At 37.3% G+C, this 25585-nt stretch carries 24 protein-coding genes and 1 pseudogene; 7 read left to right on the top strand and 18 right to left on the bottom strand.

Translation table 11 applies throughout. The features are described from left to right. Positions 1-176: 176 nt before the first annotated feature. Entirely contained in the window at positions 177-1523 is a 1347-nt protein-coding gene (locus tag FTU83_RS14010) for a dicarboxylate/amino acid:cation symporter (protein ID WP_180009487.1), read from the bottom strand. A gap of 408 nt (positions 1524-1931) precedes the next feature. On the opposite strand from FTU83_RS14010, the gene FTU83_RS14005 reads away from it, so the two are divergent. Beyond that, complete coding sequence (locus FTU83_RS14005; protein ID WP_180106965.1) at positions 1932-2927, top strand: glycosyl transferase family protein; 996 nt, start codon at positions 1932-1934, stop codon at positions 2925-2927. Positions 2928-3347: 420 nt separating this feature from the next. Here the strand turns inward: FTU83_RS14005 and FTU83_RS14000 are convergent, their stop codons facing one another. The 3 genes from FTU83_RS14000 to FTU83_RS13990 form a co-directional block, all read right to left on the bottom strand. Then, a complete protein-coding gene (locus FTU83_RS14000; protein WP_180106963.1) occupies positions 3348-3764 on the bottom strand; it encodes a hypothetical protein in 417 nt (138 codons plus the stop codon). Between the two features lie 81 nt (positions 3765-3845). Further along, positions 3846-4112: a YeaC family protein gene (locus FTU83_RS13995; RefSeq protein ID WP_078189099.1), complete on the bottom strand. Its 267-nt coding sequence runs from the start codon at positions 4110-4112 to the stop codon at positions 3846-3848. Positions 4113-4114: 2 nt separating this feature from the next. Next, positions 4115-5053, bottom strand: coding sequence for an NAD(+) kinase (locus FTU83_RS13990; protein WP_078189100.1), 939 nt, complete (start codon positions 5051-5053; stop codon positions 4115-4117). Between the two features lie 152 nt (positions 5054-5205). Here FTU83_RS13990 and mrcB point away from each other — a divergent pair, with 152 nt between their 5' ends. Both mrcB and FTU83_RS13980 read left to right on the top strand, forming a co-directional pair. Continuing rightward, positions 5206-7599, top strand: coding sequence for a penicillin-binding protein 1B (gene mrcB, locus FTU83_RS13985; protein ID WP_180106961.1), 2394 nt, complete (start codon positions 5206-5208; stop codon positions 7597-7599). Between the two features lie 76 nt (positions 7600-7675). Next, a complete protein-coding gene (locus tag FTU83_RS13980; protein ID WP_218945828.1) occupies positions 7676-8158 on the top strand; it encodes a tetratricopeptide repeat protein in 483 nt (160 codons plus the stop codon). Positions 8159-8299: 141 nt separating this feature from the next. Here FTU83_RS13980 and FTU83_RS13975 read toward each other — a convergent pair whose 3' ends face one another. Then, positions 8300-9199, bottom strand: a complete 900-nt coding sequence (locus FTU83_RS13975) for an NUDIX domain-containing protein (RefSeq protein ID WP_180106959.1) — start codon at positions 9197-9199, stop codon at positions 8300-8302. Positions 9200-9346: 147 nt separating this feature from the next. On the opposite strand from FTU83_RS13975, the gene hemP reads away from it, so the two are divergent. Then, positions 9347-9517 (top strand): hemin uptake protein HemP, encoded by a 171-nt coding sequence (gene hemP, locus FTU83_RS13970; RefSeq protein WP_078189103.1) that lies wholly within the window; start codon positions 9347-9349, stop codon positions 9515-9517. Between the two features lie 175 nt (positions 9518-9692). Here hemP and FTU83_RS13965 read toward each other — a convergent pair whose 3' ends face one another. From FTU83_RS13965 to FTU83_RS13950, 4 genes are all read right to left on the bottom strand, one after another. Then, positions 9693-11012: a HAMP domain-containing sensor histidine kinase gene (locus tag FTU83_RS13965; protein ID WP_180106957.1), complete on the bottom strand. Its 1320-nt coding sequence runs from the start codon at positions 11010-11012 to the stop codon at positions 9693-9695. A 4-nt stretch (positions 11013-11016) separates the two neighbouring features. Further along, a complete protein-coding gene (locus FTU83_RS13960) occupies positions 11017-11685 on the bottom strand; it encodes a response regulator transcription factor (protein ID WP_180009491.1) in 669 nt (222 codons plus the stop codon). A gap of 132 nt (positions 11686-11817) precedes the next feature. After that, the gene (locus tag FTU83_RS13955; RefSeq protein WP_180020829.1) at positions 11818-12180 is read right to left on the bottom strand and encodes a NirD/YgiW/YdeI family stress tolerance protein; all 363 of its coding nucleotides are present in this window, start codon (positions 12178-12180) and stop codon (positions 11818-11820) included. Positions 12181-12285: 105 nt separating this feature from the next. Further along, entirely contained in the window at positions 12286-14043 is a 1758-nt protein-coding gene (locus FTU83_RS13950; protein ID WP_180106955.1) for a GspE/PulE family protein, read from the bottom strand. Between the two features lie 209 nt (positions 14044-14252). On the opposite strand from FTU83_RS13950, the gene FTU83_RS13945 reads away from it, so the two are divergent. Next, positions 14253-15242 carry a hypothetical protein gene (locus FTU83_RS13945; protein WP_180034613.1) on the top strand — a complete coding sequence of 330 codons (990 nt, stop codon included), beginning with the start codon at positions 14253-14255 and terminating at the stop codon, positions 15240-15242. Between the two features lie 20 nt (positions 15243-15262). Here the strand turns inward: FTU83_RS13945 and tsaA are convergent, their stop codons facing one another. After that, on the bottom strand, positions 15263-15985 hold the full coding sequence (gene tsaA, locus FTU83_RS13940) for a tRNA (N6-threonylcarbamoyladenosine(37)-N6)-methyltransferase TrmO (protein ID WP_180106953.1): 723 nt from the start codon (positions 15983-15985) through the stop codon (positions 15263-15265). A 106-nt stretch (positions 15986-16091) separates the two neighbouring features. On the opposite strand from tsaA, the gene FTU83_RS13935 reads away from it, so the two are divergent. After that, on the top strand, positions 16092-16871 hold the full coding sequence (locus FTU83_RS13935; protein ID WP_078189109.1) for a ferredoxin--NADP reductase: 780 nt from the start codon (positions 16092-16094) through the stop codon (positions 16869-16871). A gap of 72 nt (positions 16872-16943) precedes the next feature. Here the strand turns inward: FTU83_RS13935 and FTU83_RS13930 are convergent, their stop codons facing one another. The 8 genes from FTU83_RS13930 to FTU83_RS13895 all read right to left on the bottom strand — a co-directional run bounded on the left by FTU83_RS13930 (position 16944) and on the right by FTU83_RS13895 (position 24025). After that, positions 16944-17384, bottom strand: a complete 441-nt coding sequence (locus tag FTU83_RS13930) for a hypothetical protein (RefSeq protein WP_180059789.1) — start codon at positions 17382-17384, stop codon at positions 16944-16946. A 181-nt stretch (positions 17385-17565) separates the two neighbouring features. Continuing rightward, entirely contained in the window at positions 17566-18132 is a 567-nt protein-coding gene (locus FTU83_RS13925; protein WP_180060240.1) for a PoNe immunity protein domain-containing protein, read from the bottom strand. Positions 18133-18212: 80 nt separating this feature from the next. After that, complete coding sequence (locus FTU83_RS13920; protein ID WP_180056084.1) at positions 18213-18572, bottom strand: hypothetical protein; 360 nt, start codon at positions 18570-18572, stop codon at positions 18213-18215. Between the two features lie 181 nt (positions 18573-18753). Continuing rightward, on the bottom strand, positions 18754-19566 hold the full coding sequence (locus FTU83_RS13915; RefSeq protein ID WP_257222636.1) for a PoNi-like cognate immunity protein: 813 nt from the start codon (positions 19564-19566) through the stop codon (positions 18754-18756). A gap of 39 nt (positions 19567-19605) precedes the next feature. Continuing rightward, the gene (locus tag FTU83_RS13910) at positions 19606-20589 is read right to left on the bottom strand and encodes a PoNe immunity protein domain-containing protein (protein ID WP_180106951.1); all 984 of its coding nucleotides are present in this window, start codon (positions 20587-20589) and stop codon (positions 19606-19608) included. Positions 20590-20624: 35 nt separating this feature from the next. Then, positions 20625-21887: a type VI immunity family protein gene (locus FTU83_RS13905; RefSeq protein WP_180106949.1), complete on the bottom strand. Its 1263-nt coding sequence runs from the start codon at positions 21885-21887 to the stop codon at positions 20625-20627. A 137-nt stretch (positions 21888-22024) separates the two neighbouring features. After that, complete coding sequence (locus FTU83_RS13900; RefSeq protein WP_180106947.1) at positions 22025-23005, bottom strand: PoNe immunity protein domain-containing protein; 981 nt, start codon at positions 23003-23005, stop codon at positions 22025-22027. A gap of 39 nt (positions 23006-23044) precedes the next feature. Beyond that, positions 23045-24025: a PoNe immunity protein domain-containing protein gene (locus FTU83_RS13895; protein WP_180106945.1), complete on the bottom strand. Its 981-nt coding sequence runs from the start codon at positions 24023-24025 to the stop codon at positions 23045-23047. A 155-nt stretch (positions 24026-24180) separates the two neighbouring features. On the opposite strand from FTU83_RS13895, the pseudogene FTU83_RS13890 reads away from it, so the two are divergent. Beyond that, positions 24181-25346 (top strand): annotated as a pseudogene (locus FTU83_RS13890) (IS3 family transposase). Positions 25347-25585 lie beyond the last annotated feature (239 nt).

Here is a 25585-nt window from a genome sequence, read left to right as displayed (position 1 = left end):
CTCATGAAATACGGTATTCTGATGTGACAAAACCTGAATCCTGGTCGTTAAAGTGTTTGTTTGCACTCATATTTTAACTGTTAGGACTCAGGTTTTTTTATTTAAAGCAAACTATGGGACAGCAGTGAGCCGAAGCTTCCTTTTTAAATGACATCTTTTACATCACAGCATCTGCCTTAGGCATGATGTGCATTGCCTTCTTCTTGCATCTGACGGTCAATTTCTTCAGGGTTTGCCAAAGCAAAATCCAGTTTTTCTTTGTCTAATTGACCCACCCATTTCGCAACCACAATCGTTGCCAAAGAGTTACCTACAAGGTTCGTTAATGCACGTGCTTCTGACATGAAACGGTCAATACCAAGAATTAATGCCAAACCTGCAACAGGAATATGACCCACAGCAGACAATGTTGCAGCCATCACAATAAAGCCTGAACCCGTCACACCCGCAGCACCCTTAGATGAAATGAGTAGAACCAACAACAACGTGATCTGATGCGAAATATCAAGCGGTGTATTGGTCGCTTGTGCAATAAAGATTGCTGCCATGGTCAGGTAAATAGACGTACCATCTAGGTTAAATGAATAACCTGTTGGAATAACAAGGCCCACTACAGATTTTTCTGCACCAGCAAGTTCGAGTTTTTTCAACATACGTGGCAGTACAGATTCAGAAGAAGACGTACCCAGTACGATCAGTAACTCTTCGCGAATCATACGAATCATTTTGAGGATACTGAAACCGCAAATACGTGCAATTGAGCCAAGTACAAGGAAAATAAACAGCAAACAGGTAATATAGAAGCAGATGATCAATTGACCCAATTGCGCCAAACTACCGATACCATATTTACCAATGGTATAAGCCATCGCACCGAAGGCACCAATTGGCGCAAGCTTCATGATCATGTTTACAATGTTAAAGAATACATGTGCAATTTGATCAATAAACTTCAATACAGGCTTACCTGCATCACCAAGTTTATGCAATGCAAAACCAAATAATAAGGCAAATAATAGAACTTGAAGAATCTCACCCTCAGCAAACGCACCAACAACGGTGTTTGGGATGATATTCATAAAGAAATCTTGGGTAGATTGTGCTGCACCAGATTCAACATATTTAGAAATACCTGAAGTATCTAAAGATGCTGGATCTACGTTCATGCCTACACCTGGTTTTGCAATATTAATTACTGCAAGACCAATGATGAGTGCGATGGTCGAAACAATTTCGAAGTATAGTAAAGCGACACCACCTGTTTTACCCACAGATTTCATGCTTTCCATACCTGCAATACCACTCACCACGGTACAGAAGATCACAGGTGCAATAATCATTTTAATCAGCTTGATGAAACCTTGTCCTAGTGGATAGAACAATTCACCCCAGCCTTTTACGTATTGCTCGGTACCATTGATAATTTGTGTGCCACTTGGTGAGAAATGCCCCACCAATACACCCGCAATAATGGCAACGATCACTTGAAAATATAGTGACTTATAAATTGGTTTTTTAGCCATGACATTACTTCACGATATATTTCTGCTTCAAAGAAATATTCAGTTTTTGTCTATTTTCAAAAAATAAACAGCCCAAAACCCCTTTGTCTTCGACAAAAGAGCACCAAAGGTATTTGACTTAGCCAAATACAGAAAAACGAAATATGTATGGTGATTAAATAATCACATCAGGACCTGATATAAAATCAGCGCATTGATCAGGAGATGAAACACATACTAAAGTAGGTTAAATTTTACCTGTTTTTTAATGGCGTGTTCTGCCACAAATGTTAATTTCGGTTAAATAATAGACCGAGTTTATTAGACGATAGTCTAAAGACATCCTTTTTTAAACCTGTTATCAGGCTGAAAAATACCAACTATAGAAGTAAACTATCCTTAAGTCCTAATTTTAAGCCCAGTATTTGCATGAACAATAAACGAAATATTTACAAAGATTTTGAACATCCTTTTGCGCAATTTGTCCGTATCGTGGGTAAAGGTAAAAATGGCGCACGTTCTCTCACTTATGATGAAGCCTACCAAGCGTTCAGCATGATCTTAAAAGATGAGGTTTTAGACGTTCAATTGGGCGCTTTCTTGATGTTATTGCGTGTAAAAGAAGAATCTGTCGATGAACTGACAGGCTTTGTCCAAGCCACACGTGATCAGCTCAAGTTTAAAAAGCTTGATGTCGATTTAGATTGGTCATCTTATGCAGGTAAACGCAAACATTATCCTTGGTTTTTATTGGCCGCATTAACGCTGGCAAAACACGGCTACAATGTCGTAATGCATGGCGCTTCAGGTCATACCATTAACCGCCTTTATACAGAACAAGTATTAGAGTATTTGGGTTTTCCTATTTGCAAAAATGATACAGATGTGGAACAGCAGCTTATACAACGTCATTTTGCTTATATTCCGCTCGACGTGATTTCACCAATACTCAGTGATTTAATTTCACTACGCAATGTCATGGGTTTACGTTCCCCAATTCACACCCTTGCGCGTCTGATAAATCCATTTAATGCCAAAGCCACCATGCAAGCGATTTTCCATCCAGCCTATCGTGGATCACACCAACGTGCGGCATTCCAATTGGGTTATCAAAATAGTGCTGTCATTAAGGGTGAAGGTGGTGAATTCGAACGTAACCCCGATGCAAAAACCTTAATTTGTGGCATCAAGGATGGTGAAATGTATGAACATGAGTTGCCTAAACTGACGGACAACCGTAGTCCAGTCGAAGAAGAACTTGATTTGGCCGTTTTTAAAGCCATTTGGGACGGTCAGCAGACACATGAATATGGTGAAATCGCAGTGACCGAAACCATGGGAATCGCACTGTATACCATGGGCGCCGTCGCAAGTTTTGATGAAGCGATGCAAAAAGCCAAAGCGCTTTGGGCAGATCGGTTCTAATATAATTATTGTGGCTCTAGACTAGGAGAGTGAATCATTTCTCTGAATTCACTCTCCTATTTTTTCATATTTAACTGATGTTACGCGCGTAAAAGTAGTTACGCATTTTTAAAATGATTTTTTAAGTCTATTCGACGGAGTCTTGCATCTAGGGTTTGAATAAAGGGATTAGCCTTCGGCTGGAAGTACTTTTGTTTCGGCAAAAGTACCCAAAACCATTGTCATCCACAAAACTCGTTCACTACCGTCAAATTATCCAAAGTATCGCAAAAACATTTTTGATTAGAAGTAGCCCTGTCTCAAACACTTGCGGATGACGTTACCGCGTATCATTCTTTTATTTGAATCAAATTGCGCTTCTAATGTTACTGCGTAACATCAGTATTTAAGTTGATTTCTGACTTTAATTATTTCCCCTACTTATTCAGCTTTAATCGGAAAATAAAAATCCACCCAAAAAGGATAATGTTTTCCAGAGCGATGAATATTTTTCAATTCGAGTTGATCGCCGAGTTTAATTTGAATGTTATTCGACTCATATCGCCCAGACAAATAGGCATCTTTACGTTGCCCTACTAAGCTGGAACAATATTTCTGATGACTTTGAATTTTCGCGGATTTAAAAGCGGCTTTTGCCTTTTGAATTTTAATTCCAATCAGCAACATTGGCGAGCTATCATTTTTGATTTGTGTATATTGAGTTTTTGGTTCAACAAATTTGCTACTTGAAATAACGATAACCTGCATTAAATATTCAATTTTATTTTCAGCAAAAACCTGACCCGACAGCAAAGCAATCACTGTACTCATCAAGTATTTTAATTTTATTGATTTCATTTAAATATTTTTTACTTATTTTTAAGATTTAAAAAAGCCATATGATTGATCTAACCATATGGCTTTTTGAAGTGAATTCGATTAAACGAAACGAATGGGCTTGAACTCAGGTTCTTCCACATGCGAGTCGCAATGCTCATCTTCTTCTTTGGTCCCACGGTCGATATAACCGCTACGCTCATCTTCTGGCAAATGTTTAATTTCCCATGCATACACCGCTTGCATACAAATTTGACGTTGTTCTTGAGTCAGCGCTACGCCATTTGGCCATTTACCAATTTCAATTGCCGTTTTTAATCGACCAACAATTTCAGGATCGAGTACGGCAAGCATCTGTTCAATATTCATAATTAATCCTGCTTTAATGAGTCAAAATCTTGGTTCCAGCCTAGCTTGGTACGACATGCCATATAGAAGTCATAACCAGGTGGATGTAATAAGTTGAGCTTAAATGGATGTTTGCGGATATGTAAACTATCGCCTACACCCAATGATACACTGTGTTGACCATCGGCACTGACCATTGGTAGAACACGATTTTCACGAATCAAAATTTTAATTTCGCTTTGTCCGCCTACGACAATCGGCCGTGACGACAAAGTATGTGGATGCATTGGCACTAAGGCAATCGCATCCATACTTGGGTGGACAATCGGACCACCACCAGATAATGCATAAGCTGTAGAGCCGGTTGGTGTTGAAACAATTAAACCGTCACTGTGTTGGCGGTATACATATTGCCCATCAATATTCAGTTCAAAGTCGATCATGTGTACCGATTTACCCGAGTGCAGCACAATATCATTTAAAGCTACAGCATCATAAATCGACTCGCCTTTCGAGCGAATTTCCATTTCTAGCAAGAAACGTCGGTCTAGCTGAAACTCACCTTTGAGCACTTGATCTAACTTGAAAATCACTTCTGTCGGTTTGATATCGGTCAGGAAGCCCAAACGACCACGGTTCACCCCAATCACAGGAGTATTGTATTTCACCAAGGCACGTGCAGCATGAAGCAATGAACCATCACCGCCGACTACGATCACCAAATCGACGACTTCACCCAATAAATTACGGCTTACCGTCTGAGTATTATTATAGGGAACCAGCTGCGCTGTTTGCGTATCAAATACAGGATGTAATCCCAAACTCAAAATATGATCGTGGATCAAACATAGGGTTTCGATCACTGATGATTTGTCTGGACGACCAATCAATCCAATGTTTCGAAATGATTTATGTGAAATTTGCACCTGCGCTTTTGCTCCGCTTCGCCTCATTGGTATCATATCACTAACAGAAATGATTTAAAAAAACTTTAAAGTTTCGACTTTAGTGAAGTAGCTTCCAATATTTTGCATACATATAACAGTTTAAATATTGCAAAATACTGAAAAGCTTCGCATGATTAGCAAAATTTCTCAGGGTCTTATCACTATTTATGAATTCTGAACGTGGCATAGGCATAATTGCACTGATTTTTTCGCTGTTGATTATCGGCGGATTTCTCGTGTTCAGCATTTATCTTATTCGTCTAGATAATATTGTACGGGATAAATTCGAAGGTCAACGTTGGGACATTCCAGCCAAGGTATTTGCTCGTCCTTTAGAAATTTACACCAATGCGCCTGTAAGCCAAGCAGACCTCAACCAAGAACTGAAACTTTTGGGCTATAACGCTCAAGACAGCTATGCGAAAACGGGGAGTTACGTTACTTCTGGCAATGTGACCTATATCCATACGCGTGGTTTTGACTTTGGTGATAGTGTCGACCCTGAACAAGTTCTTAAAGTGACTTTTGGTGAAGATCAAATCACTGAAGTGAGTGCGACTAAGCCATCAAGTAGTGGTATTGCCCGTTTAGAGCCGATGCTAATTGGTGGTATTTATCCTCAACATAATGAAGACCGTGTACTGATTAAACTTGATAAAGTCCCTAAGCCTTTAATCCAAGCCTTAATTGCTACAGAAGACCGTAATTTCTATCAGCATCATGGTATTTCCATTCGTGGTACAGCACGTGCCATCGTGAGTAATGTCACAGGTGGTAAACGTCAAGGTGGTTCAACCCTCACTCAGCAATTGGTGAAAAATTTCTATTTATCGCCTGAGAGAACCATTAAGCGTAAGGCCAATGAAGCCTTAATGGCGATGCTGATTGAACTTCACTATGACAAAGATGAAATTCTTGAAGCTTATTTAAACGAAGTGAACTTAGGGCAAAACGGTAACTATTCCATCAATGGTTATGGTTTAGCTTCACAATTCTATTTTGGTTTACCGCTGCGTGAACTAAATATTGCTCAGCAGGCGTATTTAGTCGGTTTGGTTCAAGGTCCGACCCTATATAATCCGTGGAAAAACCCTGAAAGTGCGATTAAACGCCGTAATATTGTGTTAAACAATATGGTGGTGATGGGCTATTTAACTCAAGAACAATATGAAACTGAGTCAGCACGTCTATTAAATGTCATTACAAAACCAACATTGGGCCCTTCTCGCTTCCCAGACTATATGGATATCGTGCGTCGTCAACTGCGTACTGAATACCAAGAAAGCGATTTGACCAATCAAGGTCTTCGTATTTTCACCGCGATGGACCCGATTGCTCAAACTCGTGTACAAACTGCATTTAAAGAATCTGTGGCACGTTTAAGCAATGCCAATCCAGCACGCTTAAAAGAATTACAAGGCGCGGTACTGGTGTCTCATCCTGAAAATGGTGAATTGGTTTCAGCAGTCGGTTCAACGCAGGACTTTACTGGCTTTAACCGTACGATGGATGCTAAACGTCAAGTTGGTTCATTGCTAAAACCTGTGATTTACCTCAGTGCGATAGAATCCAACCGCTATAACTGGGCGAGTCAAATCGAAGACAGTCCGATCAGCATTCAAAGTGATGGCAAAGCTTGGACACCGAAAAACTATAGTGGTGGTGCACATGGTGTCGTACCAATGGTCGATGCCCTATCAAACTCTTATAACCTCTCTGCGGTACGCTTAGGTCAAGAGTTCGGTATGTCGACTTTTATTAACCATCTGAAAAAGTTTGGTGTGACTTCTAATATTCCAAGCTACCCTTCGATTTACCTCGGTGCTATCGATATGTCACCGATGGAAGTGATGAGTGTGTATGGCAACTTTGCAACCGGTGGCTTCAAATATCCAGTGAAAGCTATTCGTTCAGTGGTCGATGCCAATGGTCGTTTATTAGATCGTTATAGCTTAACGGTACAACCGACTATTGCACCTGATGCAGCCTTTATCTTGAACTATGGTTTACAACAAGTTATGAGTTCAGGGACAGGCCGTTCGGCTTATGCATCCTTACCTGCTTCACTTAAACTTGCAGGTAAATCAGGGACAACCAATGATACGCGTGACTCATGGTTTGCAGGTTATTCAGGTAATTACTTAAGTGTGGTTTGGTTAGGTTTAGACAACAACAAAGTTACAGGCTTAACTGGTTCGTCAGGAGCACTTCCTGTTTGGACCAATGTGATGAAGCAGTTACGTCAAAAACCAGTTAATTTACGTCAACCAGACAGCGTACAGTGGCATTGGTTAGACCGTTATTCAGGTAATTTATCTGCGCAGCATTGTACAGGTGCGATGTATATTCCTCTGTCGCGCAACTCTATTCCAAATCAGGCTACGGCATGTGGTTCGACACAATATGAAGTAGAACCTTACACAGTTGATACTGAAGAGCCGCAGCCAACACAGGAACAAAATGATAGTTTAGGTGACTACATTCGTGAAAGTGATGTCGATAATGATCAGGGTTCATCTGATCAACCTCGCATCATCTCAAGTGGAGAGTATTCAAATTAAACTGCAAAAGATTAAAGTTTTAAAAACGTTCAGTATTCTGAGCGTTTTGACGATCATTTTGGCGGGTTGCCAAACCATGATCGAACCTGAGCAAAAGCCGCCTGCTCCACCTGAAAAAAAGGTAGATATCCTTGACCCTTCTGGGGTCATTATTACGCCATATGACCATCCAGAAATTAAACGTCAACGCATCGTTATTCCTGAACAGAAAACCCAAATTCAAAAGTTTGATGATGGTCGCGACTTGCCTGCATTCAAAAAATTGATGCAAAGTACGCAAACCGCTTATGCCAATGGAAAATGGAATGAAGCTGAAAGTGCGGCAACTCAAGCACAGCGTTTGGCACCGCAATCTGCGGAAACTTTTTTATATTTGGCAATGATCGCCAATCGAAAAAATCAACCTGCGAATGCAGAATCGTTGGCACTGCGCGGATTAAGCTATGCTCAAACCAAGCCGATGAAACAACAGCTTTGGAATGTTGTTTTAAAAGCCGGTCAAATGCAAAAGAAAAGCAGCACCATTCAAAAAGCCCAACAAGCCATTAAAGCTCTTTAAGCACCCCGTAAAAAAGCTTGATCTTAATTGAGATCAGGCTTTTTTATTTAAAACATACTAAAAGTAAGCTTATTTCCAATAGTTACTTTAAGTCTAAAATATCGACTTTAAATACAAATTTAATTCAATACACACTTTAATTTAAAAACTGCGAATACCTGCCACCCCATAAGCATGATGTTGCTGTGAAATAGACAATAATTCAGGACGCATTCCACCTAAAGCAAAAACAGGGATTTCTATGCTTCGTGCAATCTCAGAAAAATGCACCCATCCCATACTTTGCACCTCAGGATGACTTTGTGTTACTAGAACAGGGCTCATAAAAATAGCATCACAGCCAATTTTTTGCGCATGCAGCGCAGAACTTTGATCATGACAAGCTGCGATATAGCGCTTCCCACGTTTTAAATCACCTTTATTTTTTTGCAGCAATTGGTGCTGTTTAAGATGTAAAGCTGAAATATGTGCTTGTACCTCTGTAGAGAGCAATGACCATAGATCTTCATTAATTATCAATTGTTTTAAAATCACAGTAGCTAATTGATTTAATGCCTCTGCATTTTCTGTGCTGGCATCGACTCGCCAATAATACAACAGCGTCTCTTGAAGCGATTCAAGTGTTGGTAGATCGGCGGTGATTTTGATCTGTTGCTGCCAATATAAACGCTGCAAAATAGCTTGATTGGCCTTTGGAAAACTTAAGCTCATGAGTTGTTGACGTGAATACCAGGCCCATGGCTTTTGGATTTCATTCAGCAACGCATGCGGGACGGTGGCATGAAATAAATGTAATTTCACAATGACATCATCATATTCATGCTGAATAAAATCAAAAGCATGCCAGTCATGTAAACCAATGCCAACCTCTTCAAAAATTTCACGACGACACGCTTGTTCAGGACTTTCACCCTGCTCGACTTTACCACCCGGAAACTCATGTTTATTGCCCTGATGTTGTTTTGCTTCACGCCAACCCACCAGTACTTTGTCTTGATGCAATAAAATCGCAATGGCGACATCGATTTGCGGTTTCGACATAGTTCCCTGCTCTCTGCTCTGTTCCAATTGATATCCAAGTGTAAGCAAATTTATCTTTTTTATAAAATCCTAAAATTACCGTTGACAGGCCTATTCGATAATGATTATCATTTAAACCATTCAGAAATACACCACGGAGTCGACGGAATGAACGCACCATTTAGCCTTTTTACTCGTAGCAATGAAGCACACCACTCACTGCCTATGCTACATTCAAACAACCTTTTTGCCTTAGGACGTGAAATTCGAATTATGCATGCAGGTGAAGAATATCGACTACGTTTAACACGAAATAATCGCCTTATTTTGACCAAATAATTTCTGATAAAAATAATAATTATCAGCGCAATAAAAATAATCGTGGACACAAGCAGTAAGCCATCCGCTTACTGCTTTTTAAGTTTTATAGCTACTCAAACTTAATTTAAATCGCAACACTCATCTTCCTCTCACAACACTCTTTCGTTCAAATTCAATAGAGCAAATCGTGTTTTTAGCGGATTGGAAAAGTGAGTTGTACCTTTAAGCCGCCCAGTTCAGAGGCATCCACACTTAAATGACCTTGATGTAACTGTACAATTTTTTGTGCAATTGAAATGCCTAAACCTGAACCTTGTGTCTTTGTTCCTAATACGCGGTAAAACCGTTCGCCAATGCGTTGCAATTCTGCGGCTGTCAGTCCTGCACCTTGATTTTCGATCGTCCAAGTCGCTTGCTGCGCTGAAGCCGTTAAATCAATCTTGACCTGTCCTTGCTCAGGACTGTAGCGAATAGCGTTATCAACTAAATTGCGCAGACAGCTAAACATTAACTCTGCGTTCATCGCAAACTGTACAGACTGGGTCTGTAGCTTCAATTCGATCTGCTTTTCTTCAATAAAAGGCTGTAAAGCATCAAGGACTTGTAAACTCAGCTGTTCTAAGTCGTTCTGTTTTTTATCTAATTGCTCCGATTGCGTCGGGTCGAGCCGCGCCAAAATCAGTAGATTTTCTAAAACCCGTGTTCCTCGATTAACATCGTGCTGTATGCTCAATAAATCCTGCTGAATGTCGGGATATTTTCGTTTTAATACCTGAAGTCGCATTTGAATCGCAGACAGCGGTGAGCGTAATTCATGTGAGGCATCGGAGGTAAAACGCTGTTCCGCCTCTAAGGCTTGATCTAATCGGCTTAATAAAAAATTCAGCTGTGTTTGGATCGGCTCTAGTTCTTGTAATACAGGTTCAGCTAAGACGATGGCTTGTAAGTCATCTACATTTTTTTCAGCGATTTGTTTTGAAAATAGCTGTAAAACTTTCAATTGACGTTTAATCAAAATATGTAGTAATAGCCATTGGATCAACCAGACAATCAACAGAATCCCTGCATAGCCTAGTACGCTTTGCAGCGTTTCTCTCAGCCGTGTTTTCATCGGTTGAACGATTTGTACGGTTAATCCATCCTCCTGAAGTGCATAGCTACGCCAAAGCGCGCCGTCTCTCCATTGATAATGTAATCCTTGTTTTATATTGGACTGATGTTCAAATGCTGTATGTTGTTCCGACGTGGTTAAGACTTGCGACCCTTGTATGAGTTGATATTGCATATCAAACTCTTCACTCAACTCATCTATTTGTTCGTCTTGCTTCAGCGTGAGATCAGTAGCAGTGAGCATGTCAGCCACTTCGTCCATCAGGGCATCATGTACACTCATGATGTGATACAGACCAAATCCCAACATCAGACACAGAGAGATTGCTCCCGCCCAAATTGCACTGAGCAGTGAAGTTTTAATCAGTTGCGACTGCAAGGAAATGCTTTTTTTATCACTCATAGACTTAACTTTGTTGTGGAAGATTCATGCGATAACCCAAACCTCTTAAGGTTTTGATGTAATCACTGCCAATCTTCTTACGCAATTGGTAAATAAAAACTTCGATCGCATTACTTTCAACTTCATCCCCCCAAGCATAGAGTGATTCTTCGAGTTGGCTACGCGTCATAATATGCTCAGGATTTAACATCATCTTATGCAAGATTTGATATTCACGCGATGTCAGCGTAATCAATTCCGCATTTTTACGCAGCGTTTTGGCTTGTACATCTAAACTTAAATCCCCGAAAGTCAGAGAATTATCACGCTGTTGATGATGCAAGCGTAATTGGGCACGTACCCTTGCTGACAACTCTTCCAAGCTAAAGGGTTTTACCAAATAATCATGAGCACCCAGATCTAAACCTTCTACACGATCTGCAATACTGTCCCGAGCAGTAATGAATAAAACTGGTGTAAGCGGATGCAACTGTACGATACGTTTTAAAATTTCATCACCAGTTACTTTTGGTAAGCCACGATCTAAAAGTATGCAATCATATTGATGTTGTTCTAAAGCCAAAATAGCGTGATCGCCGCGATCAACCCAATCGACACTATAGCCATCCATTTCAAGCCATGTTTTTATACTGTCTGCTTGGGATGCATCATCTTCTGCCAATAAAATTCGCATCTTACCTACCCTATTTCTATGGTTCCGACTTCAGTGTATCGAACTTTTGCTCATATCTACTCAAATCATAAAAAAACCACAGCAAGCCGTGGTTTTTTTATGGCGCAGCACTGAAATGAATAACAGGCTAAATTAAAATCTTACTTGATCGACATCCACTTCAACACGTTTTGTTGGTTTGTAATCAATGTCGATTTCACCAATGAGCGTTACTGGTGTTTTAGCTGAAATCGCTTTGCCTTGCCAAAGTTCATCATCAATATCCACCGTAATGCTGCCTGTGCTATCGCGGAACTGATATTTTTCATCGCCCATCGATTTCACAACATAACCTTTCAATTGAACTTTACTATCATCTTTTAAGCCTAAGGCATGTTTCACAGATGTGGTTTTCATCGGTGCAACTGCTGTTTGATTAACGGCTGTATTCGCGACTGCAACCGATGCCACACCTGCAAATGCTAAACCACATACCAATTGAGTGAATGTTTTCATCTTCGGTCTCTCTTACTGTGTCTATTTCGATAGCGCTATTTAAACAAAGCAAGATGAGTCGAATCTTAAGCTGCAAAGACGTTTTTATTTACTTTGATCGAACCATTAGTTGAGCGGCACGACACGCAGGACTTCTTCTAAAGTGGTTACCCCTGCAAGTACTTTACGCGCACCGGCAATTCGTAATGGCTCGACATGCTCTTTACGAGCCTGTGTACGTAGTTGGGTTAGATCTGCATTAGCACCAATCAATTGCTTGGTTTCAATACTGAGTGGCATAAATTCATAAATTCCCACACGGCCTTTATAACCCGTTTGACGGCATTCATCACAGCCCACCGCCTCGTAGACAAAATCAGGCATTTGTATCGCATATTCAAAGGTCAGATGTTTCCACTCTTGTTCATTGATAAAAGTCTCACGCTTACAATGTGGACAGAGTTGACGAACTAGACGTTGTGCCAAAACCCCTAATATGGTCGCTGCGGTTAAAAAAGGCTGAATACCTAGGTCATGTAATCGCGTCAAACTCGATGGTGCATCATTGGTATGTAAAGTTGAAAGCACCAAATGACCTGTTAATGCAGCTTGGATCGCCATATTTGCCGTATCATGATCTCGTATCTCCCCGACCATGATAATGTCAGGGTCTTGACGCATTAAAGCCCGTACACCATCAGCAAAGCCCAAATCAATCCCTGTATTCACCTGCATTTGGTTAAAGCTCGGCTCTAACATCTCAATCGGGTCTTCAATCGTACAGACATTCACTTCTTCAGTTGCCAATTGCTTGAGCGATGAATAAAGCGTGGTGGTTTTACCCGAACCCGTCGGACCGGTCACTAAAATAATACCGTGACTATGACTGGTTAAGGCCTTCCAATCATCTAACAGACGCCCTTCAAAACCGAGTTGTTGGAAACTACGTACCAAGACTTCAGGGTCAAAAATACGCATAACCAACTTTTCACCAAAGGCTGTTGGCAACGTCGATAAACGTAGCTCTGTTTCTTGGCCTTTGGGTGTACGGGTTTTTAAACGTCCATCTTGCGGCTTACGTTTTTCAGCCACATTCATCCGACCTAAGATCTTAATTCGTGAAACCACCGCTGTCAGCGTATTTGCTGGCATGTTGTAGATGGTATGCAATACGCCATCGATACGAAAACGCACCTTTCCTGTATCTTTACGCGGCTCGAGGTGAATATCACTTGCACCTTGTTCAAAGGCAAACTGTAAGACCCAATCCACAAGCTTCACAATATGCTGATCATTGGCATCTGGATTTTGTGTATCACCTAATTGTAATAGCGCTTCAACGCCTTTATTTTCACGGTCATAACTCGATGATTTTTGCGAATTACTGACTGCGCGACTCACTTGGTAATATTCAACCAAATAACGCTGTAGTTGATCTGGACTGAGCAATACACGCTTAATCTTCCGTGGTAATACCGTTCTTTCTAAGTTGGCAATCCATTCATTTGTATAAGGTTGATCCGTTGCAATCAACACATGCTCATTTTGTAATTCCACCGCTAAAATGCGATTTCGTACTGCAAATTCTTGCGACATAATTGCAGTCAGTGCAGGCACATCAGCTTTTAAAGGATCGATAATATAAAACGGTACACCAGACTTTTCTGCTAACCATTGACAGAGTCTATTCAATGTTAAAGTAGACTGTGGATGACTCTGATCGACTAAATTAAAATTGGCAATCCATTGTAAAGGATGCCATTTCAACTGTTCACGCTGACGGTGCGTGGTTTGAATCAGCATTTTGTCTCTTTCAGTAATGCGGCCGTCTTTTTGTAATTGGTCTAAACACCACGATGTATCGATTTCAAAATTAAAAGTCATTGTTATATGTCCCCAAACATAGGGAATACTATAACAAAACTAGAATAGTTAAACTTAATATTTTCACTTAAATCGTTAAGTTAAATTTAACTTAAATTATTAATTTTAATTAGTTATTTTTTAACATTCCTTTTTTTATATTTTTCTATACTATATGCCACAGTCACAAATAATAGTGACGTAATTCATAATTTATTAAAGAGGGTAACATGAAATTTAAAACTTTAAGCACAGCTATTGTAAGTTCATTTATTTTAACAGCTTGTGGTGGCGGTGGAGGTTCGTCAGATAAATTTAATGATAGTGAAAATAATAATATCACTACTTCACCTTTCCAACAGTGGTCAAATTTTTTTATAGACTTCAATTTAAATACTAATAATATTGAATACTATTCAGATACACTAACACTTGATAATGGTAAAAGTTATTCTAAAAGCGAGGATACTTTTTCTGAAATTTATGTAACTCAAAATGGTGTATACGATCAAAGTTCTACAAATAATCAGTACGGAAAATATCAAGGCACCGTTGTTACGAACAATAGCTCTTGGGTTCTTAGTCCTTACTCAAGTATTGGTTCAAATGACCTCAAATTAACAACGAACTTTAAGATACTCAACATTAGTAATCAACCAATTGCGCAAATTGTTTCACCAAATGAATACTGGATCGCTAAAAATAATCTTAATGATTCCTATGAATATCCTGAGCAATTAATGAGCTACTTAAAGCAATTAAATGAGCAGAAATTCCCTACAGGCTCATACTGTCTACAAATTATAAGTGAAACAAATAATCAGGATTATCTATCATTAGATAATGATGAATATTCTGACACTGAAGATCAGCAAAATATTCTTAAAAATCAATGGATTAAATACTCAACACAACAAGATAACACTAATATTAAAAAATATAATTTTAAAGATACAACGGCATATCTAGAATATTCCCCTGAGTATAATGACAATCATGGGGTAGCCTCGTATAAATCAAAATATTATTGGGCTAACCTAATAGATTCACGTACAGAATATACTTTTGCAGATGAAATTAAAGAATTAGAAGACATAAGTGCAGATGCAACAAATGAAGAGAAAAAGCTTATTCAAGAGCTAATAAATTTAAGAAAAAATTCATGTTATCTCTTCAATAACATTGCATCTAAAGCAATTACTGATGATTTAATTAAGTAAGTTAGCAAATCTGAAAGAGATTACTCTCTTTCAGATTTTAAAATTTTTAATAGTAAAATTTTTTCACTTTCAATCCTAAACTTCACATTCAAGCCAGCAAACAACATGCCATACACACGTTCATCATCATGCTGATAAGCAGGACGTGGATCTAAACTCAATACTTGTTCCAGTTCTGCTGTTAATTGTTCGGTTAAATTGCCATTATTCAAAAATACCTGTTTTTGTTGCTCAGCGTGCTCTGACCAAATCACAGATTTTCTTTCTGGCTCATACTGCGCATAACCGCTTTGCGCATCCATAACTGCATCTGAATATTGAATATAGGGTTTGATATCTAAAATTGGTGTTCCATCCAACAAATCACTACCGACCACATAGACACATACCGATTTTCCGACTTTTTTCACTCCTTTGAGCTGCACAACCGACAAGCCCATAGGTGACGGCCGGTACATACTTCGTGTCGCAAATACCCCGATTTTTTGATTACCACCTAAACGAGGTGGACGAACTTGCGGACGAAATTTTGTCGAATCTACATTTTTATTTTCATGAAACTGCCAAATCAGCCAAAGATGACTAAAATCTTCAATCCCTTCAAAAGCCAATAAATCGTTATAAGGTTCCACCATTTCAATATAAGATTCGACTTGCACCAAATTCGGCTGACGTGGAATACCAAATTTTTCTCGGTAGGGAGATTTCATATACCCGATAATTGGCATTTTAAGCTCAGACATAATCACTTTTTCTGATAAGTTCAATTAAATATATTCAGTTTATCGAGAATGATTTTAGATTAGAATAGTAAGCTGTTCTAATTTGATAATTTTATTGAGACCTTTAATGGCTGCTTTTAACGTCGAAAAGATTACTCACGTCCACCATTGGAATGACACTTTATTCTCTTTTAAAACCACTCGCGATACTGCGTTACGTTTTAAAAACGGTCAATTTGTGATGATCGGCCTTGAAGTAAATGGTAAGCCTTTAATGCGCGCTTATTCTATTGCAAGCGCAAACTATGAAGAAGAATTAGAGTTTTTCTCTATTAAAGTTCCAGATGGTCCTTTAACGTCTATTTTACAAAAAGTAAAAGTTGGCGATGAAATTTTAGTGTCTAAAAAACCTACAGGTACTTTAGTTCTAGATGACTTAAACCCTGGTAAAAACTTATACCTACTTTCTTCAGGTACAGGTCTTGCACCGTTCCTTTCTGTAATTCGTGACCCTGAAACTTACGAACGTTTTGAAAAAATCATCGTTGTACATGGTACTCGTTTCATTTCGGAATTGGCTTATCAAGATTTAATCTTAGATGAAATTCCTAACCACGAATTCTTTGGTGAATTAGGCGCGAAAGAAAAATTGGTTTACTACCCTACGGTAACTCGTGAAGAATTCCATACTCAGGGCCGTGTAACTACTGCCATTGAATCTGGTCAACTTTTCGAAAAAATTGGTCTTCCTCGTTTCAATCCTGAAACTGACCGCGCAATGCTTTGCGGTTCACCTGCATTCCTAGACGACGTTGCTGCGCTACTTGACCAGCACGGTCTGAAAGAATCTCCTAAGATGGGCGTTCTAGGCGACTACGTGATTGAACGTGCATTCGTTGAAAAATAATTAGATGTAAATTAAAAAGCGCATGTCATCATGCGCTTTTTTTTATCTATACACCACTAATGACTGATACAGTTATTTTTTTTCTTTTACCTTCAATTCATCAATAATTTTTGCTCTCCACTCTAAACCTTTCTCAGTAGCATCAGGTAATTCATTCGATAAATTAATTTCCACACTGTCATCTGGATATATATGTACAGCTAAATATTTTTTATCTTTTAAATTTTCATTCGTCAATGTGGGGACATTGGTTGCAATATGCTTTTTAGAGCTATTACCTTCTCCCCATTTAATATATTGAGCTCCTGTTATCACTGCTGATCTTTTCGTTCCACTACCTAGCCCTCCACCTAACTCCTCTCCATTTAATTCAACAATATATGGAATATAACTTGCATCATAACCATAAGATGTTGTCGTCAATACATAAGTTTTTGTTGAATGTGTATTACACCCTATTAAACTCATTGCTGAAAGCATAATAAGCATTAAATTCGTTTTTAAAACTTTCATCATTATCCTTTTAAAAATATTGGGTTTTAATTTATTTAATTAAAAATAATAATCAAAGAAAATTAAAAATATTATCCATTAGAAACGAATAACCAAAAGGAAAATTTATCCTATTTATCACCAGCAAACTGCCAATATACATTCGCATCCATTTTAAAATGCCCCCCCGAATGGCATCTACTTATTCAGTCAGATACCAAATCGTTAGACCCCAAGGATTATCTTTAATCTCAGGCATACCTTCTCCTTGATTAAAATGACGTTTTTCCATGTTATTCGCAGGACTATACCATTCACTTGTTTTAGGGCAAATTTGTCCTGCTTCGCATCTTAGTGTTTTTGTACTAGGATTACTTATATCCTTCTCGCAAGGTACAAATTCTCGGGCAAATTTAACCAAATCTTTTGGATAAATCATATGTGTTATTTCGCTATCATCTAAATCTAGCAAATAAACGTAAGCAGCAGCTTCTATAGCCCAATAGCCAAAATAACCTCCATTTTCCATTTTATGTAAGTCATACCATGGAGCACTTTCAAATGCGGGATACCATAATTTCAAATATTCCTGTATATCCTGAATACTCTCTTCTTTAGTATCTCTATAATTACTAAAAATTAATGGGCGATATGGATTATCAAAAAACCATTGATCTACATCATATCTATCCATCAACTCAAATGATAAAAAGTCCTCATACAGCGTATCTAATTGTTCTGTTTGCTCATGGTAAATTTTGTCTTGCATCGCTGCAATACGTGGTAATAGGTCTCTTCTGTGTAATAGATAACACAGTCCTATCAACTGCATACATCTTTCGTACTCATCTATAGCGGTAAAATAAAATGGCGCCCAATCATTATTTTTTCTGCAGCTCTAAATGCGATTGTATATTTTTCATAAGCAATTATTACATCTTCAAAAATTAATCTTAAATCTAAAATCTTATATCCTGACGTCAATAATAGCGAAAATAAATTATATGAGTACTCAGCATGAGTGCTCATTGCTAACTTCTTTTTTTCTTCAAGGTTATCGCCACTTCCCCCTACATTATTAAACCAATAATCAATATATTCTCTATAATGATCAGCAAACGTGATTAAATTATCCTCAGTTAAATAAAACTGTCTTTTCTTTTTATCAAAAACCATTCTGATTCCCAAAAATAATGCCCCGAAGGGCATGTTTTATTTATTCCTCACCATTAAAATACCAGTACACTTCACCCCAATCTGTTTCAGAAAATGTTGGTAACATTTCACCTCTTAACACATGAACACGTGAATCCTCTTGTGCAGGGGTTGTCCAATAGCCCGTTTTTAGGGATTTTTCGCCAGCTTTGACTTTTATTACAGTTAGATTCTCTTAGGTTACTTCAGATTGAGTATTATTTTTACGAGCCCATGCAACTATATCTTTAGGATAAAACAAATGTTTATGTAAAGAACTTTCATCCAAATCTAGTAAATAAACAAGAGCTGCTGCTTCAAAAGCCCAGTAACCAACATATGAATAATTATCTAAATTTAAATGACTATTGTACCAAAGTGTATTTTTATGCATTTGATACCAATCAGCCAAATATTCATCCAACAGTTCAATCGCATGATTTTTGTTATTTTTAATTATTACATTATCAATCACATCGCATAATATTGAAAAATTATAACTATATATCCCATCTCTTTCAGTATCTGGATGATTAGAATCCGTTAGTTTTAAAAACTTATTAATCACTTCATCTTCACTAAAAGTTCCTCCATCCTCGCCATTGATTAATTGTTTAATTGTAGATAATAAATTATTTTTATTTAGCAATACTGCTAAGCTGATTGTAGTTAATGCAATAAAACCACCTTCACCACCAATAACAACTGGCTTTTTACTTGCTTTAAAAACTCCTAATGCTTCTGCTTGTTTTTCATAACCTTCTATTACTTTTTCAAATAATGGAGATATTTCTTCTATTGGCTTTCCTGCAGTATAATGAAGATATAATAAAGATTGATAGATCCATGTAATAGATTGCCATCTCGAAGCTTCTCCACAATTATATTGATCATCTTCAAATGCATCACTTTCTAAATATAAGGGTATTCCTTCTTCATTGTACTCTGTAGTCTTTAAATAATACTCTTCAGTTAAAAATTGCTGTCTTTTATATTTATCGAAACTCATATTAATCCTAAAATTAATGCCACGAAGGGCATGTTTTATTTATTCTTCACCATCAAACTGCCAGTACACTTCACCCCAATCTGTTTCAGAAAGTGTTGGTAACATTTCACCTCTTAACACATGAACGCGTGAATCCACTTGTACTGGGGTTGTCCAATAGCCCGTTTTTGGGGATTTTTCGCCAGCTTTGACTTTTATTACAGTTAGATTCTCTTGGGTTACTTCAGATTGAGTATTATTTTTACGAGCCCATGCAACTATATCTTTAGGATAGAATAAATGCTTGTGTAGAGGAGTGTCATCCAAATCTAGTAAATAAACCAAAGCAGCTGCTTCAAAAGACCAATAACCACAATATTTTAGTTCTTCTGCAGGCTCTAAATGACTATTAAACCAAAGTGCATTTTTATTCATTTGATACCAATCAGCTAAGTATTCATCTAAATATTTAACAGCAGTTTCTTTATTATTTTTAACTAGCACATTATCAATCACATCACATAATTTTGAATAACCTAATGCAAATAAATTTCCTTCGTTAAATGTTGGATGTGAAGGATCATTAAGTTTAAAAAATTTATTAATAATTTCATCTTCACCCGTATGACTTTCACCCTCACCATTGACTAAAGAATGAATACGATCAAACAAATCATTTCGATTTAATAAAAAAGCCAGACCAAGTATATTTAACGTTTCATTTTGAGTTGGAATGACAGAAGATTTTTTTGACTTATGGAAGATAGCTAAGGCTTCAGATTGTTTTTCAAAGCCTTCTATAACTTTTTCAAATAAGGGGATAACTTCCCCTATAGATTTTCCTGCTGTGTATACAAGGTAAAGTAGAAAAGAATAATCATGTGTTATTAAATTCCATCTTCTATTTTCGCCGCAATTATACTCATCATCCTCAAATGCATCACTTTCTTTCCAAAAATCAATATCTTCGATATAAAAATCATAGGCACTTTTATAATAGTCTTCAGTTAAAAAAATCTGTCTTTTATATTTATCGAAACTCATATTAATCCTAAAATTAATGCCACGAAAGGCATAAATCATTCTTCACCATCAAACTGCCAGTACACATCACCCCAATCACTTTCAAAATTAGGGAATATATCTCCTTGTTTAAAATATTGACGTGAGTTTTCTTTAGCAAAAGTATACCAATTACCTTCGTGAGGACATGGACTACCGGCAATAACAATATCTATTCTTTCTGGTTCTTGAACTTCAACTTCCACTCGTTTTAATTCAGGCCAAGTGCTGTCTTCATCAAATCGTGCAATCCATTGCTTTGAACTTACGACATCAAAACGTGGATTTGGATCATCTGACCACGCATCCAAAGTGGTCAGTTTTAAGTTATCACAACGTATCGGTTTAATTAGTTCATTTGCCATCACCAATAAATCAGGAACACCTTCTTCAACTGGATAAAGTGAAAGCTCTCCCAAACGTATCCATAAGTTGTATTTTGTTGAATCTTCTGGGTCTATAATTTTAGTAATTTCAATTCGTGGATCATTTAGTTTTTCACGAATTTGTTCTTCACTCAAGTCTAGTTTCTCTAGCCAGTAGGGGGAAAGTAAAAAGCACCATGTAGGCGTACGAATACCACCACCTAACCCATCCCGATCTTCTGCAATAAACATATTTTCATGAGAAAACTCCATACCAGGATGATCAATATCGAGTCCATAAAAATAATCTGAAAATGTGCGTTCAACAGTTTCGAACTCAGGTGAAATATAAGCAAACTGTCCAGTATTACCTATTTCATAACCGCTATAAGCTTGTATTGGATTGAGTTGTCTTAAAATTTTTTCAACAAAAGTGTGCCAAACCATCTTATTGGTTTTATACCATTGATCGCCAAAAGTTAATTTAATACTAGAATAGCGCTCATTTGAGTCTCGAATATTACTTTCTAAAGCCCAACGTGCACTCTGTGTATCCGCCTCGGCTGATGTTGCACCTATAAAATATACAAAATATTTTTTAAAGATTTTATGCATTTCAACTAAAAGCTCATCTCGGCTTCTAATCCATTTATCAGCCTTTTTCCAAACCTCAGTGTCACTCCTAAACCTTAATTGAAAAGGTTTATCTATTATGGTTTTTTCAAATTCAATATAAATATCTAAAACTTTATTTAGTAGATCTTCAGCATTTTCTTGATGCATGTACAAAGTGATATAGGGGCAAATACCAAACTCTTTCTTTTCCTCTCCATAAATTATGGAAGTATCCTGAGGAATATCTCGAGCCAATTCAGCTATTTCTTGTTCATTTAAATAAAGTTGTACTGTACTCATTATATTAATTTCCTCTTCTACCTCTTGTATTCTCTTGAGTTTGGGCTTTACTTTGATCCTTTGGTGTAGCATCTTCTGGATAACGAAACAGTGAAAATTATTGTTTTTATTTAAAATAATGCCCCGAAGGGCATAAATCATTCCTCACCATCAAACTGCCAGTACACATCACCCCAATCACTTTCAAAATTAGGAAAAATATCACCTTGTTTAAAGTATTGACGAGTGTTTCCCCTTGCTACAGTAAACCAATAACCTGGTTGAGGACATTTTTCACCTGCATGAATTGATATTTTTTGATATTTAGTTAGGAGGTCAATTTCAGAACTACTAGGTTTAAATGTCCGGTAGAACTCTATTAAGTCTTTTGGATAATAGAGGTATTCATGAAATTCTTTATCATTTTCTATTTCTAAGAGTATAACAGCGCACGCTGCTTCAAAAGCCCAGTATCCATAATAGCCACCTTCTGATTTATGAGTATCATGCCAAGGCGCACCTGATAAATCTTTGTACCAATTCTTTAAAAACTTAAGGACAAAAGCTAAAGAAATTTCATTATCTTGATTTGAAAAGGCTTCACATAATAATAAGTAAGGTTTTGGTACTAATACTGTTGAACAATCATATCTATTTTCATCTGAAAAAGATAAATACTCTTCAATTAGCCAATCTTGAGCAACATTTTCTCTCATTTCTCCGTCAATTAATTTCGCAACTCTAGGTAGTAAATCCTTTCGGTGGAGTAAATAACACAAACTGATTAACCAAATACATGGACAATAGCCATCAATAGTAAATAATTCAAAAACTGGTAAGTTTATATTTTTATGATAACTTCTTAATTTACTTCCATATTGCTCATAATAGTCAATAACTATTTCAAGTTGGCTTCTAATAAAAGGTAAACTATTGCCAGCTGTATATTCCAATAAAAGTAGATTTAAATAGTTCTCTGCTACGATAGCATAAGAGTATACCCATCTTTCTTCTAGTGAATCACCAACACCTGTAGGATTTACTTTAAAAGTTTCAATAGTGTTCAGAGTTTCCGCCTTTAATGTTTCATACATTTGAGGTGTAAGAAATTGTTGTCTTTTTATATTAACTAAATCCATTTTATGCCCAAAAACTGCCCCCGAAGGGCATATTTTCACTTATTCTTCACCGTCAAACTGCCAATATACATCCCCCCAATCACTTTCAAAATCAGGGAAAATTTCCCCTTGTTTAAAGTATTTACGAGTGTTTTCCTTAGCTACAGTGAACCAATATCCCGATTGAGGACATTTTTCACCTGCTTGAATTGATACTTTTTGATATTTAGTTAGGAGGTCAATTTCAGCACTACTAGGTTTAAATGTACGATAGAACTCTATTAAGTCTTTTGGATAATAGAGGTATTCATGAAATTCTTTATCATTTTCTATTTCTAATAGAATAACAGCGCAAGCTGCTTCAAAAGCCCAATATCCATAATATCCACCCTCTGATTTATGGGTATCATGCCATGGAGCTCCAGATAAATCTTTATACCATTTTTTTAAAAATTTGTTTAAGTGCTTGAATGAAACTTTATTATCTTGGGTCACAAATGCATTGGATAACTCAAAATAAGGATTTGAAAAAAGGACATCTGAACAATCAAAACGGTTATCGTCATTAAAAGCCAAAAATTCCTCTACAATCCAATCTTTCCCTCCATTTTCTTGATCCTCTCCATCAACAAGGTTAGCTACCAACGGTAGTAAATCAGTTCTTTTTAATAAATAACAAAGGCTGATAATCCATATATATACACAATAGTCATCTAAAATTTCAATATCAAAAACACTAAAATTATTATTTTTATAATAGGCTCTTTGTTTTATAGAGAGTTCCTTGAATAATTCAATTACTTTATCAAATTCTAAGCGTAAATACTCAATCGGTTTACCAGCAGTATAGTCCAAAATAAACAAATCAAACTGGTACCTAGATGCTATCGAATAAGAGTCGACCCATCCTGCTTCGATATCTTCATCATTATTTGATTCGCTTAGAAAACTTTCTATAGCACTGACAAGTTCACTCCTCGTAGACTTATAGTAACTTTCATCTAAAAATTGTTGTCTACGATTAAACTTAAATTCCAACATAAATAAATTTCCAATTATTTATTATTAACAACGATACTAATGTCTTTATCAGTCCAAACCCTTGTAGCTTTATGAGTAGAATGTTCTTTTGATGAGTGCTGATAAAAACGGAGACTTTAACTTGGTAAACTACACATACTCATTAGGAGTTTACCATGAGCAAAAAACAAAAGATTTATACAGTGGAATTCAAAGCTGAAGCAATTAAAGCTATTGAATCAAATAAAGGAAATGTCTCTGAAACTGCTCGACAGCTTGGTATTTCAATGCAGACCCTTTCAAATTGGTACAACAAAGCAAAAGCTGGAACATTAGTAGGCACACAACAATATTCGCCTGATCTCGTTGCTCTACTCAAAGAAAATAAGAAACTCAAACAGCAACTCAAAACTGCGGAAATGGAAAGAGAATTTCTAAAAAAAGCAGCAGCGTACTTTGCCAAGGACCATCAGTAAGGTACGATTACATGAAAGAGAACACAAACACCTATCCAACAACGATGATGGCTAGACTGCTCAAAGTTTCAATTTCAAGTTTTTATGACTGGTTATAACGAGGCATGAGCAAAAGAGTTGTTCAAAGAAATCAGCAGACGATCTTAGTCAAAATAGCTCATCAAGAAACTAAAGAAAGTTATGATCATATTCGCTTAACGAGGTATTTACAGTCACAAGGCATCCCAATTAGCGAGTATGCAGTCCGTTGTATAAAAAGGCTAAATCAGCTGTATTGTAAGCGCCATAGGCGTTTTAAAAGCACGACGAACAGTGATCATAATCGAGCGATCTATGACAATTTACTCAAACAAGAGTTTTTAATGACCAAACCTAATCTTGCATGGTCAAGTGATATTACGTACACATGGACAGCTGAAGGTTGGTTGTACTTAGCTGCTTTAAAAGACCTTTGTACTAGACAGGTCGTTGGTTATAGCTTAAGTGAGCGAATGACAGCGCAACTAGTTTGCAATGCGCTGAGTATGGCAATTCGCAATCACAAACCATCACATGGGCTAATTGTGCACTCAGACAGAGGAAGCCAATATTGCAGTCATGAATATCGAAACATGCTTGAAAAATATGGATTTCAAGGTTCAATGAGCAAAAAAGGAGACTGTTACGATAATGCCCCGATTGAGAGCTTTTGAGGAATACTCAAAAACGAGTTGGTTCACCATCGCAACTACAAAACAAGGGGAGAAGCCAAAGCAGATATTACAAAATACATAGAGCTATTTTATAATCAGAAGAGAATCCAGAAAGGACTGAGTTTTAAGACACCAAATCAAATGGCAGAGGACTTTTACGAGTTGGCTGCCTAGAATCTCCCAAGTGGAAGTGTCCTGTTATTTCAGCACACATCAAACTCTTGAATCTAGATAGCCTAATTATTAAAAAGAAACTTATCGATAATTTAAAGATATATTTCAAAACGGCTTTGTTGCACAAACCTATCTGTAAAGGCTTTTTCAGCGATATAATTTTCAAATGAAGAAGCCTACACACAAAATCTATCGCACAACCAATTGGCCCGCATATAACCGAGCACTCATGAGTCGCG

Source organism: Acinetobacter sp. YH12152 (genome assembly GCF_013418285.1).
Classification (GTDB): Bacteria; Pseudomonadota; Gammaproteobacteria; order Pseudomonadales; family Moraxellaceae; genus Acinetobacter; species Acinetobacter amyesii.
This window is presented reverse-complemented; position numbering and strand designations above follow the sequence as displayed.

Coding starts and splice junctions, on each gene's coding strand:
- FTU83_RS14005 (WP_180106965.1), top strand. CDS start 1,932: ATGAACAATAAACGAAATATTTACAAAGATTTTGAACATCCTTTTGCG.
- FTU83_RS13905 (WP_180106949.1), bottom strand. CDS start 21,887: ATGAGTACAGTACAACTTTATTTAAATGAACAAGAAATAGCTGAATTG.
- FTU83_RS13935 (WP_078189109.1), top strand. CDS start 16,092: ATGGCTGCTTTTAACGTCGAAAAGATTACTCACGTCCACCATTGGAAT.
- FTU83_RS13975 (WP_180106959.1), bottom strand. CDS start 9,199: ATGTCGAAACCGCAAATCGATGTCGCCATTGCGATTTTATTGCATCAA.
- FTU83_RS13895 (WP_180106945.1), bottom strand. CDS start 24,025: ATGTTGGAATTTAAGTTTAATCGTAGACAACAATTTTTAGATGAAAGT.
- hemP (WP_078189103.1), top strand. CDS start 9,347: ATGAACGCACCATTTAGCCTTTTTACTCGTAGCAATGAAGCACACCAC.
- FTU83_RS13925 (WP_180060240.1), bottom strand. CDS start 18,132: ATGCAAGACAAAATTTACCATGAGCAAACAGAACAATTAGATACGCTG.
- FTU83_RS13965 (WP_180106957.1), bottom strand. CDS start 11,012: ATGAGTGATAAAAAAAGCATTTCCTTGCAGTCGCAACTGATTAAAACT.
- FTU83_RS13980 (WP_218945828.1), top strand. CDS start 7,676: ATGATCGAACCTGAGCAAAAGCCGCCTGCTCCACCTGAAAAAAAGGTA.
- FTU83_RS13915 (WP_257222636.1), bottom strand. CDS start 19,566: ATGAGTTTCGATAAATATAAAAGACAGCAATTTTTAACTGAAGAGTAT.
- FTU83_RS13955 (WP_180020829.1), bottom strand. CDS start 12,180: ATGAAAACATTCACTCAATTGGTATGTGGTTTAGCATTTGCAGGTGTG.
- tsaA (WP_180106953.1), bottom strand. CDS start 15,985: ATGTCTGAGCTTAAAATGCCAATTATCGGGTATATGAAATCTCCCTAC.
- FTU83_RS13910 (WP_180106951.1), bottom strand. CDS start 20,589: ATGAGTTTCGATAAATATAAAAGACAGATTTTTTTAACTGAAGACTAT.
- FTU83_RS13930 (WP_180059789.1), bottom strand. CDS start 17,384: ATGAAAGTTTTAAAAACGAATTTAATGCTTATTATGCTTTCAGCAATG.
- FTU83_RS13900 (WP_180106947.1), bottom strand. CDS start 23,005: ATGGATTTAGTTAATATAAAAAGACAACAATTTCTTACACCTCAAATG.
- FTU83_RS14010 (WP_180009487.1), bottom strand. CDS start 1,523: ATGGCTAAAAAACCAATTTATAAGTCACTATATTTTCAAGTGATCGTT.
- FTU83_RS13920 (WP_180056084.1), bottom strand. CDS start 18,572: ATGCCCTTCGGGGCATTATTTTTGGGAATCAGAATGGTTTTTGATAAA.
- FTU83_RS13950 (WP_180106955.1), bottom strand. CDS start 14,043: ATGACTTTTAATTTTGAAATCGATACATCGTGGTGTTTAGACCAATTA.
- FTU83_RS13990 (WP_078189100.1), bottom strand. CDS start 5,053: ATGATACCAATGAGGCGAAGCGGAGCAAAAGCGCAGGTGCAAATTTCA.
- mrcB (WP_180106961.1), top strand. CDS start 5,206: ATGAATTCTGAACGTGGCATAGGCATAATTGCACTGATTTTTTCGCTG.
- FTU83_RS13995 (WP_078189099.1), bottom strand. CDS start 4,112: ATGAATATTGAACAGATGCTTGCCGTACTCGATCCTGAAATTGTTGGT.
- FTU83_RS13960 (WP_180009491.1), bottom strand. CDS start 11,685: ATGCGAATTTTATTGGCAGAAGATGATGCATCCCAAGCAGACAGTATA.
- FTU83_RS14000 (WP_180106963.1), bottom strand. CDS start 3,764: ATGAAATCAATAAAATTAAAATACTTGATGAGTACAGTGATTGCTTTG.
- FTU83_RS13945 (WP_180034613.1), top strand. CDS start 14,253: ATGAAATTTAAAACTTTAAGCACAGCTATTGTAAGTTCATTTATTTTA.